This is a genomic window from Paraglaciecola marina (assembly GCF_004360155.1).
Classification (GTDB): domain Bacteria; phylum Pseudomonadota; class Gammaproteobacteria; order Enterobacterales; family Alteromonadaceae; genus Paraglaciecola; species Paraglaciecola marina.
In genome coordinates this window covers 188070-198706 of record NZ_SAIS01000010.1, presented here as the reverse complement: position 1 = coordinate 198706, position 10637 = coordinate 188070, and the positions used below count along the sequence as shown (strand labels likewise).

The following is a 10637-nucleotide window of genomic DNA, read 5'->3' as shown; positions in this document are numbered from 1 at the left end:
CTATTGTGGCATCATAACTAAAGGCATTACCTACATAGTATTCCTGATTTGAATTGTTGTTAGTTACCATAGGAGGAATGTTAGCAACAAAACTTAACTCAAAAGTATCGGTCGCTGTAAGAGCCGTTTCATCTGCCGCTGTTACTGTAACAGTGTAAACGCTAGGCTGACTTACAGAACCCGAGAGTAAACCGTTTATAATAGTAATATCTGAAGAAACAGGCAATAACTCTACGCTGTAACTTAAAACGGCCCCGTTGACTTCAGTAAAAGCTGTTCCCCCCAATGTTACGTCATAGGTAAAGTTACTGCCTGTATAATAAGTGCGATCTTCGTTGCCGTTTACTAAAATTGGAGCGATATTTTCTACAAATTTCAACTCGATTGAATCCGTTGCGGTAAGCCCTGTTTCATCAATAGCTGTAATAGTTGCTGTATAAACTTGCTCATTTGAGACTGAGCCTGACAGCATACCATTTACAATTAAAATTTCTGAAGACGCTGGTGTTAAAGTCACGTCATAGCTTAAAGAATCGTTATTAGCTTCACTAAAAGCAGTACCATCTAATGTCATATCATAACTAAAAGTACTGCCCGTGTAATACGTTTGATCACCGTTAGGAACCTCTAAAACAGGGGCTTCATTTGTGATAAAACTCAACTCAATAGAATCTACTGCTGCTAGTCCCGTTTCGTCAGTAGCAGTTATACTCGCAGTATAAATTTGCTCCTCTGACACTATTCCAGATAGGACTCCATTTAAAATTGATATCTCTGATGATGCAGGCACAAGCACTACCTCATAACTTAAGGTGTCACCATTACCTTCAGTAAAAGCTGTTCCGCCTAAAGTCAGATCATATGAAAAATCGTTTCCAACATAATACTCTTGATTACTATTAGCATTGTCTAAGGTTGGAGCAAAATTTAGTTCAAAAATCAGGTCAAAAGTATCTGATGTTGATAAACCATCAGGGTCCGTTGCCACTACCGTTACAGCAAAGGTCTTAGCCTCACTCACTTCTCCAGTTACTATGCCATCAATAATGAGTATTTCAGATGTAGCTGGAGAAATATCCACAGAAAAACTTAACTGATCGCCATCAGCGTCAGAGAATACATCACTTGCTAAATTAGCGTCATATTCAAAAAGTTCATCTACATAATATGTATTGTCAGCAATACTATTAATTACAACGGGGGCGCTATTATCGTCAGTGGGCTCTGTAGGATCAGATGAATTACATGCAGCTAAAACTAAAACAGTAGAAAAAGTCAAACAGAACTGGCGGAGCATATCCATAATAAAATCCTATTTTCGCGTCAATGCGAGCTAAAAGTACAAAAATTTAATAGCTGAATTTAAAAAGAGAAGATTTCATAAGGAAGTCAATAATCACATAGTGACATTAAGCAATGCCTTAGATCCCAACTTAGGCCGAAACCCCAGTAAACTCTATCTATTCTTGCTCAATGCACTGGATTCTATGAGGTATTACAAGTTTAGTAAACCCTAAAAACATAATTCATTATAAAAAGTAGGGACATTTAAAATTAAACTACAAAATATAAAAAAGATGTTATTTTAAAATCAACACCCCACACTAATTTTAACATTTGATTTACATTAAAACGGTAAGAAATTAAATGAATAATCTAAGAGAGTTTGTGTAACTTTTTGCTCACCAAAGTTGATTAACTTGATACGTCTGAGTAATTTAGTTTCCAAGGTATCTGACTCTAGCTCACTGAAGACTAATTTTATTGCAGAAACCGCGCCGCTTGATTCGATAGTCAAGTTAACCGTAAGTTTACCTTCAAGGCTAGGATCTGACCTCAAAGCCCTACGATAGATGGCATATATTGCGCCTTTATTGGCATCGAGTACTTTACGGATAGACTCTAAATCTCGGCTTCCGATTACTTGGTCGTCAACCACTAATTGCTTAGCCGCAATAGAGGCTAGACCTTCAGTTGGTGCCACATATTCAGTTGTTTTTGTGCCTTTCAGCTCACCTTTAGAACCAATATCAGTGGTCAATTGGCTTGTATCAACACCGCCACTGCTGCCTGCTACTTTCTTACCAACAAATTTTCGTTGAGTTTGGTCACTAGCCCCAGCGCCTTTTATAGTATCTGTTTCGGCTAAATTGTTGATACTAGAGTCATCACGCAAACTAGCTAAATCATCTTGAAACGCCAGTACACCAGACTGTTGTGCTTTAGCCTTAGCTTGTTCGGTAATTTCAGCTTGAGTGGGTACCTTAACCTTAACGGGTTCTGGCTTAGGTTGCGCCTTTTTAGGCTCTGGTGGCTTTGGTTTTGGGGGCTCTTTTTTAGGCTCTGGTTTTGGCTTTACCGGCTCAGGCTCAATAGGCTTAGGCTTAGGCTCTGGTTTTGGAATAGGCTTAGGCGGCTCAACTTTTCTGGGCATCATAATCCGAGTTAATTGAGCGGGTACCTTTTCTTTTTCCGCTCTAGGTCTTTCGGGCAACTCTTGAAACTTTACAAACACCGCAAAGATCAACGTTATGCACAATACAATAACTGTAATACTGGTAAAACGCTTGTTTTCAGCACTACTTGATGACCAAGGCAGCTCGGTCACAAAACTATTAGCAGTCAAAAGCTTGCTGTTTTGAGTGGCTGTAGCAACGTTCATACTGATTCCTGCTGCGCAGTATCGGGGGCTGTTTGTTGTTCATCAGGCATTTCACCTTCTACCGCCAAGGATATATTTGTAAACCCCACCTCAGCGCAAGTTTGCATAATTCTTTTTAATACTGTGTAAGGAATGCTTTTATCACCCATAATTGTAATCGCTCTTGCAACGGGCTCTTCAGTATTAGAGATTTCTGACGTTGAATTAGTTGAACGATTAACTTGATATTCAAGTTCAGTCACTAATTCAGGAATAATATCTTGCTCTTGGTTTAAAACATTTTCGACATCAACTAGTTTTCGACCTTGCAGGATTAAGTCTTGGTTATTCACCATCAAAATTAAGGTTTCTTTGGCGGCTTTTTGAGAGGTAGACTTAGGCAATTCTACACTTTTATTATTTTGTAAAACTTGCACATCTGAGGCATTCACCATTAAGAAAAAAACCAAAATGGTAAAAATATCCATCAAAGACACTAAACTTAATTTTGACTCTTTTGCCATACGTTTATGATGGCGTTGCATCCGCAATGCTCTGGCTGACTTTTTCATTATTTACTCCCCTGCTCTGCACTTAAAGGTGCGTCGCCTAATGAGATTTCAGGAAATAATTCAGCATCTACCACAGAGGTAATCAACACATCCTCATATGAACGGGTGGTGTCCATCAGAGCAACTATTACTTCGTAAGGGGTATTTTCTTCGAGTAATAAAGTCGCAGCTTTTTTATCAATATCTTTGTTTAATAAACTTTGTTTGATCTGTTTTAGTACCGTTTGTAATGCCTCGTAATCATGGCCTAGCTCAGTACTAAGTAATTCTTTCACCAAATAACCTTGGGGGTAATAAACCGCAACACTATTGGCACGTACTACTAGCTCTAAACGTTGATCTTTTGTGTCAATAGCTGCAGAACTTGCATCACCTAACTCTGGCAAGGAAAGTTCTAATACAGTAATACGGGAAAAAACCATCATCATTAACAACACTGGAACCAACACTATCATCAAGTTCATAAATGAAGTGATATCAAGTTCAGCGTCTTGTTTTAGCTTACGCCCTTTTCGCCCAAATGATGCTCTACCAGCCATAAAAACGTCCTAGATCCTATCTTTAACTATTAGCTTCAATTAACTATCGTCAGATGAGCGTGAACGAGTGTTTAAATCATTACGAGCAATCAAAGCATTCACACACTTCACACCAGCCATTTCCATGCTGTCTATGATTTCAGTGGTTTTAGTTTGTATAACAGAATGAAATGCTAAAAGAGGAATAGCGGCAATCAACCCAAATGCTGTGGTATTCATAGCAACTGAGATACTTTGAGACAACAAACTCGCCTTTTCTGAAGGGTCTGCGGTAGCCACTGCAGAAAACGCGGCAATCAATCCAATAATAGTTCCAAGTAAACCTAACAAGGTTGATATGTTCGCCAAGGTCGCTAAATATGCTGTACGTTTTTCTAACCGAGGCGTGGTTTCCATTAACCCTTCTTCCATCGCATATTCAATATCTTCACGCCTTTGGCTATGATTTAATCTCGCCATACCCGCACCAATAATGCGGCTAATAGGCGCTTTACTACTGCTAGCAAAACTTAAAACACCTGCATAGTCATGTTTGTTCAGCAAAGGCTCCATTTGTTTGAAAGCTTTTTTATTGACACTTTTTGCAAAGCTAATAAAGAAATAGCGCTCAATAGCAATGGCTAACCCTAATGCCAGCACCACTGCAATTGGGAACATAAAGGCGCCCCCTTCCTGAAAAAATCTTACAATAGTTTGGAAAAAATCCATGACTTACTCCTAAAAATCAGTAGATGCACTATATAACTTTATTTTCACCAACAAGGTATAAAGCTAGTGTTTTGGGTATGAGTTTTTAGTACGTAACGAGCTTAGCTCTCTCAAAAACTCATCACGTTGTAGGGGGACAAACTGTTTGTTAATGCGTTCAACAATCTGACTAGGTAAAGCCTCTTTCAACGACGGAGCCTGCCAAGGCACTATAGTTAAGACTTTAGGCTGCTCTTGATTACCGCGAATAGTTTCTTCTATGGTGACGACTTCTTGCTGTTGAGCAAAAAGTATAGAATTAGATAAACTTAAAATAATTAATGTAAAACATTTCAATTTCACTGAGAGCCTCCATTTTGTTGTTGGGCTTTGATTTGTCTTTTTAAGTCGGCAATCCAACCTTTTACTTGCCTAGATGGCTCATCTAACAAGGCTTGGTATAGAGTGTAATCATCTAAAGCAAGTAATTTATCTCCTAAATATAGATCATACAAGATCCCTCTATTCACATAGGCCTCGGGAAATGCGGGCCAAATTTCTATCGCTTTATCATAGTGATGCAAGGCTTGAGTAAACTGGCCTTGGTTACGATAAACCTGACCTAATAAGTTATGGGCTTTGAAGTTAAGTTTATTGGCCGTTATGGCATTAGTTAAATAGGTTTCGCTTTTATCTAAGCTGGTGTTTTTAGCGGTCTTCTTTAATTGACTGCCTTTTAACAAAGCTATAGATCCCAATTGCAACCACACACCAGATAGCTGGGGTTGAGTCTCAGACAAATGCTTGAATAGCGACTCTGCTTGCTCTAACTCCCCTTCAGCCTTATAAGCTATAGCTTGAGTAAACTGCTTTTTAAGTAAGGGCGACAAAGTTTGGTTTGATTGGGAATACTGCTGCGTATATAAATTAGGCTGTGCCTTTAAATCTAATACTTTTATTTGTAAAGGTGTTAACGGCTCTACTGTTTCAGCTGTAGCTGTATCAGATACTTCTGGCGGCTCCTGTGTACTTTCAGAAAATGGTAGATTGGCACAGCCCGCCAACATTAAGCCTATACCAGCCCATACAAAACTTGAGTATTTAGTATATTTCATCTGTTACCTCCGACGCTTTTTCAAGCTTGTTATAGCGGCCAGGTAATAGGGTTTGTAATGCCTGAAAACTTTCCTGTACCCAGTCGTCATACACACCATTCCAGCTTCTTTGGGCATTAGTCTCGTGGATGTCGATAGCCTTTTCTTCAAAAGGGTATGCCTGTTCTTCTAACAATAGTTCGTATTGTTCAAGCTCTAATTCATTTAGGTTGGCAGGGCGACTAGAGTCCATCAAATCTTTAGCTAATTGATGATATATATCAGCAATACTGAAATTGGCAGCGGTGCTAAATTCTTCAATTTTATAAGCTAAGGTTTGGTTGTATGCATCAAGCGCTTGAGTCAGTGCTGCTTTTTTCTTGGCTAAACTGGTTTTTAACGGTTGCGTTAATTTTATAACTTTGTAGTTATACAATTTATCCTGGGCAAACACATTAGACGCCATAGCTGCTAAATAACGAGAACGATCACTTCGCTGCATATTGGCTTGTTGCTGGGCTTGCTTATCAGCCAAAATTAACTTGTTTAACCAAAAACGTCTTTTACTGGCTTCGTTACTTTTTAAATAAAACTCACTCATAATAAAACGCGCTTCATTGGCTTCAGCAAAAGGTAGCGAGTAACTATGAGCATAAGTACGATAAGAATTAAGGGCTTGTTCTCTGTTATCAATTTTGTAGAAATATCCCGCAGCTACATATAAAGCCTGACGTCCCTCTTCTGACTTTGGATTGGCTCGATGTAAAACCAACAACTCATCTGCCGCTTGCTGCCAGTTTTCGTTTTGTTGATAAGCTAAAATCAATTGATCAGGAATATTTTTAGTTAACTCGTGTGCAGGAAAACGACGCCTAAAGTCTTCTAATAAGCCAATGGCCTGTTGCCAATCTTTCATTTCTAACAAGTTACTAGCGGCATCATACTGAGCGTTAAGTCTAATGGAAGAGTTAGGGGTTTTAGCGATAACTCTTAAAAAATCGTTCACTGCTAAAGGTAAAAAGTTAAGGCGAATGTTTTCTTCACCCTGCTTATAAATACTCGCGGCAAGCCTTTCTTGCATGTCAAAACGTCGTAAATCTTCAGGCGACAATACTTGCAGGATAGTTTCGTACTTAGACTCGGCAGCAGCATATTGCAATAGCGCAAAATAACTATGTGCCATAACTAAGTGGCTAGCTAACACTTTATCGGCACTAGCTTGAGGTTGCCAATCTAATAACAGCTGGGCGTTGCTTATGGCGTTTTCGTATCGATTCAGCAAAAACAATTGCTGTATATTAGTATGTAAAACATCAAGAGCACGGGGATCATCGGCAAACTCGGTTACAAAATCCACTTGGCTCACAAGCTGTTTTTCTAACCAGATTGATTGCTCTTCTTGGGCCATTCCTGTTGGGCTTGCCATTAACTCTCGGTACGACAGCAAGGTTAAATAGGCGGCTTCTGCAGCTTTAGGATATCCCTTACGAGAAAAATCTACGCCATAACTAGGCGTATAAGCGTAGGCTTCAAACACCTCAATAGCTTTCACATACTGTTTAGCCGCAAAGTAACTTTCTCCTAACCTAAATTGGAACTCAGGAGCTTGGGGATCTCGAGGAAAGGTGTCGATGAATTGTTGATACCAAGTGGCAGCTTTTAAATAAGCTGCAACACTTTGTTGCTGTAACTCTTGTGAGCTAGCTTCGAACTTTTGACCCGTATCTCCTTTGCTGGCATTACCAAGTAACTGGGCTCGGCTATGTTCAAACTGAGCTAATTCTTGTAAATACTGATTTAAATAAGGAGCTACCTGTTCTTGAAGCACTACAGGCCATTGTTTCCAGTAGTCTCCCGCCACTCCGTAGCGCAGCACAAAGGCCTCTTTTGCTGGTAAGACTAAGGTGGGGAATTTTCCTAGGATATAGGCATCAATTTGTTTAACTGCAAAAATAGGTGCTTGAAAGTGTTGAGCATGGAGCTCACTAAAGGCTTTATACGCTTTAGCACTGTCACGATAGCGGTCATTGTTGAGGTAATGCTGAGCTAGCGCATCATATAAAACATATTCGTAATGTCTCGGGCTAATCCCTGCAAAGTGCTCTTCAATACTGGCGGCAGGCTCAGCGAATAAACTGTCTTGATATGAAAATAACAAACTCATTATACGTATAGTATCTTTCACCAAACGCTTTTTACCTACAGTTAACCTTTCTATTTGCGCCTGGCTATCCACTTGAGAAAGCATAGATTCTGCAATCACTTCATTGGGGAGGGTATGGTCTAACAGTTGAGCAAATGCGCTTAACGCTTGTGGCTGTTGTTCATCTTTAAAGTAGCTCCAGCCCAACATATAGGCAGCGGTAGCAAAATAGGGGTTTTGATCCCCTAGGTTTATCACCTGCTCATAATTGCTTATGGCACTTAAGTAATTGCCTAGATTAAACTGGGCTTCACCCATACGAAAATATGCTTCCGCTAAATAGGGAAAATCTGGAAACTGTGTAGCTAACTCTTCTAAGGCTTGATAACTTTGTTCAGTTAAACCTTGTTGTTCATAGGCCTTTGCTAATTGGTACAAGACCTCTGCACTATTTTCGTGGCCTGGGTTGCTGCTCAACAAGTCCTGATAGCGCTGAATTGTGGCACCAAACAACTGGGACTCCACAGCCTCAAAATTCGAACTTGAAGAATGTAAAGCGGCCCCTTCTTCAAGTTGCGCTTCAGCCACTAGCCCTTCTAAATCCGCAAGACGATAGGCAGCAACTTCTCTAGTTTTAGGGTCCCCCACCAAAGTAAGTAATTCTTGATATCTATCTCTTAAAGTCTTGGTATCTGGCTGTTGTAATGGCTCATGGTCTAAAGGTAACGGCTCAAAATATACATCACCTAAATTTTGGGTAGATACTTGTGGTTTTGCTTGTGATTGAGGTTCGAAATCTTCAGTAAAAATACTGCAACTGCTTAGAATAAATACGCTTATACCCACTGCATAAATGGCAACGTTAGGTGTTTTCAGATAACTCAATATCATTGGGAATTATCCTTTGGGGTTTGGCCTTGTTCAATTAAGTCACCTTCTTCATTCTGTAAAGCTTGATCACTCAAACGAACCGTAGCTAGCTGTGCCTGCAATAGGTAATTGCTCACTTTATCTTGATGGGCCGCTATGGCTTGCTTAAAAATTGCTGAAAGTTGAGTAATAAGATTTTGTTGCAGCACTTCGTTCTTTTGTATCTGTACTTTTAAGCGTACTGCGATAGAGTCGACCCTTTGCCACTGTTCTGCGTAAAGAGGTGGTGTATCCAGTTGGCTTAATAAATCGTATTGTCTTTTCTCAGTGGTTAATAATTCTCCATCTACCAGCGCTAATGCTTTTTTAGCTTGCCACATATTGGCAGGTAACGCTTCGGATGAGAGCCAGATTAGTCTTCCTGCAACCATATCTAAGCGTTTAACGTAAGACTCTGTTAAAGGCGTTTGATTTAACTGAGATTTAAGCTGAGCTATCTTCTTTAGCCGCTGCTGCGAGCGTTTCACCCTTTTTGCCCAATCTTGGTACTGCGCCGACATAAAGACACTGCCATCTTGCAACTGCTCGGCCTGCTGAAGCTGAGCAGCTAATTGTTCTCGCTTCTCTTTTAAAACAGCCAATTTATCTAAGGTACGATCAGCACTCATATTTTCTGCGCGCAGGTTTCTCTCAACTTTACGTTCGTCTAACATAAGGTGATATTGCGACATACGTTGCTGCCAATTAAGTAATTGAGTTTGAATTTCTAAGCTAGCTTTTAGGGCTTCTATACCCGCTTTAAATTCATTGCTGACACTAATGCTTTCAAAAATAAACTGTGTGTTTAATTGTTGGCCTTTTTCACTTAGCAACTCATAACTATCGCCTTGGTTGCCTGAATTTAGGGATGAAGGGATTAAATCTACAATAAATTGCGGTTGAGAAACCTGCTGCATTGCCGCTTCTAAAACTTCAGATGCTTGTTTAAAACGAGCAACACCTGACTGCAGCATATTCATTGCTTGTTTTGGCGCAAAGGCTTTTTCATAGGCATAAGCACTGGCAATATAAGCTTCTAAAGTAAACTCACTATGCTGTGGCATTTGAATCAATTTTTGCCAAATAGCCAATGCGATTTGCCAATCACCTTTTTCTGCTGCGGCCCATCCATATCCCAAGAGTGCGCCATCGTAATCTAAGCCTTTTGTACGAATTTTTTCAAAGGTTCTAAATGCATCATGGGGTTCACCTAGTTGCATTAAAATGTAAGCCAGAGTTAGGTTTGCTCTATCTTTAATTGCGGCTCTTTCGTCTTCTTCCTCCGCTTTTTGTTCAACGTCAAATAGAGGATTAACCCAATTTCCCCAGCTTTCAATTAATCCTGTATCAGTTGAAGCTAAAATATTAAGCTCAGATATAGCCAGCTCAACCTCACCACTTTGCAATAAACCTAACGCATGATTATAAGCAATATATTGACGATAAATTGAAGCATCAGACAGCTCTTGTAACCAATTACTCTGAGCTTTAGCATTAGTGGTATTTGTTTGGGTATCTGAATTTATTAAAAAACCATGTAACTGAGACTGTAAATACAACCAATGATCACGGGTTGTGGTATCAAAAAACGTATCTGCTTGCTCCATTGAAATATTAGCAAATGCGTTTGCCGCTGATTCAAACTCTCGGCTTCGATGATAGGCTTCACCTAACAACAACCAAGCGTAAGCCGACACTTTTTCTGACTGTTTATCTCTTAACAATCGAGTAAAAATATCTGTTGCTTGAGTATTCAAACCATAAGCTAAACTCATGGCACCCTTTAGTAATTCAGGCTCTATAATATCGCCCCGTAACGAGTCTGATATAGCCAATAAGCCATTAGGGTGTTGTTGTTCTAGTATTGAAATTTTGGTGAGGCCTTCGGCAAAATCACCTTGGTAATAATCATATAAAACTTGTTGATAAGCTTTTTGTAATACTGGATTAGGTGGTATTTCACCCGTCGTATCTTGCGCCGAAACCATGGCAGATATAGCCATACTACAGGCAAAATAAAGAACCGATTTAACCAAAGAATTCTTCTGCATG

9 protein-coding genes are annotated in these 10637 nt (G+C 39.7%); all 9 read right to left on the bottom strand.

Going from position 1 to position 10637, the window contains the following annotated elements:
- The coding region (locus tag EOK74_RS15045) for a putative Ig domain-containing protein (protein ID WP_133470843.1) at positions 1–1303 on the bottom strand (1303 nt) is incomplete at its 3' end.
- Between the two features lie 324 nt (positions 1304–1627).
- On the bottom strand, positions 1628–2662 hold the full coding sequence (locus tag EOK74_RS15040; protein ID WP_133470842.1) for an AgmX/PglI C-terminal domain-containing protein: 1035 nt from the start codon (positions 2660–2662) through the stop codon (positions 1628–1630).
- On the bottom strand, positions 2659–3213 hold the full coding sequence (locus EOK74_RS15035) for an ExbD/TolR family protein (protein WP_133470841.1): 555 nt from the start codon (positions 3211–3213) through the stop codon (positions 2659–2661). Before EOK74_RS15035 ends, EOK74_RS15040 begins: the two co-directional genes overlap by 4 nt.
- The gene (locus tag EOK74_RS15030) at positions 3213–3752 is read right to left on the bottom strand and encodes an ExbD/TolR family protein (protein ID WP_133470840.1); all 540 of its coding nucleotides are present in this window, start codon (positions 3750–3752) and stop codon (positions 3213–3215) included. Before EOK74_RS15030 ends, EOK74_RS15035 begins: the two co-directional genes overlap by 1 nt.
- 39 nt (positions 3753–3791) lie before the next feature.
- Positions 3792–4460 (bottom strand): MotA/TolQ/ExbB proton channel family protein, encoded by a 669-nt coding sequence (locus EOK74_RS15025; protein ID WP_133470839.1) that lies wholly within the window; start codon positions 4458–4460, stop codon positions 3792–3794.
- A gap of 63 nt (positions 4461–4523) precedes the next feature.
- Positions 4524–4802, bottom strand: a complete 279-nt coding sequence (locus EOK74_RS15020) for a hypothetical protein (RefSeq protein WP_133470838.1) — start codon at positions 4800–4802, stop codon at positions 4524–4526.
- Positions 4799–5554, bottom strand: coding sequence for a tetratricopeptide repeat protein (locus EOK74_RS15015; RefSeq protein WP_133470837.1), 756 nt, complete (start codon positions 5552–5554; stop codon positions 4799–4801). The genes EOK74_RS15020 and EOK74_RS15015 overlap by 4 nt, the downstream gene beginning before the upstream one ends.
- Positions 5541–8567 carry a tetratricopeptide repeat protein gene (locus tag EOK74_RS15010; RefSeq protein WP_133470836.1) on the bottom strand — a complete coding sequence of 1009 codons (3027 nt, stop codon included), beginning with the start codon at positions 8565–8567 and terminating at the stop codon, positions 5541–5543. The genes EOK74_RS15015 and EOK74_RS15010 overlap by 14 nt, the downstream gene beginning before the upstream one ends.
- Entirely contained in the window at positions 8564–10636 is a 2073-nt protein-coding gene (locus tag EOK74_RS15005) for a tetratricopeptide repeat protein (protein ID WP_133470835.1), read from the bottom strand. Before EOK74_RS15005 ends, EOK74_RS15010 begins: the two co-directional genes overlap by 4 nt.
- Position 10637: the final 1 nt, after the last annotated feature.

Bases quoted from the DNA above. Each gene is read 5' to 3' on its own strand.
- EOK74_RS15040 (WP_133470842.1), bottom strand. From the start codon at position 2,662: ATGAACGTTGCTACAGCCACTCAAAACAGCAAGCTTTTGACTGCTAAT.
- EOK74_RS15035 (WP_133470841.1), bottom strand. From the start codon at position 3,213: ATGAAAAAGTCAGCCAGAGCATTGCGGATGCAACGCCATCATAAACGT.
- EOK74_RS15030 (WP_133470840.1), bottom strand. From the start codon at position 3,752: ATGGCTGGTAGAGCATCATTTGGGCGAAAAGGGCGTAAGCTAAAACAA.
- EOK74_RS15025 (WP_133470839.1), bottom strand. From the start codon at position 4,460: ATGGATTTTTTCCAAACTATTGTAAGATTTTTTCAGGAAGGGGGCGCC.
- EOK74_RS15015 (WP_133470837.1), bottom strand. From the start codon at position 5,554: ATGAAATATACTAAATACTCAAGTTTTGTATGGGCTGGTATAGGCTTA.
- EOK74_RS15010 (WP_133470836.1), bottom strand. From the start codon at position 8,567: ATGATATTGAGTTATCTGAAAACACCTAACGTTGCCATTTATGCAGTG.
- EOK74_RS15005 (WP_133470835.1), bottom strand. From the start codon at position 10,636: ATGCAGAAGAATTCTTTGGTTAAATCGGTTCTTTATTTTGCCTGTAGT.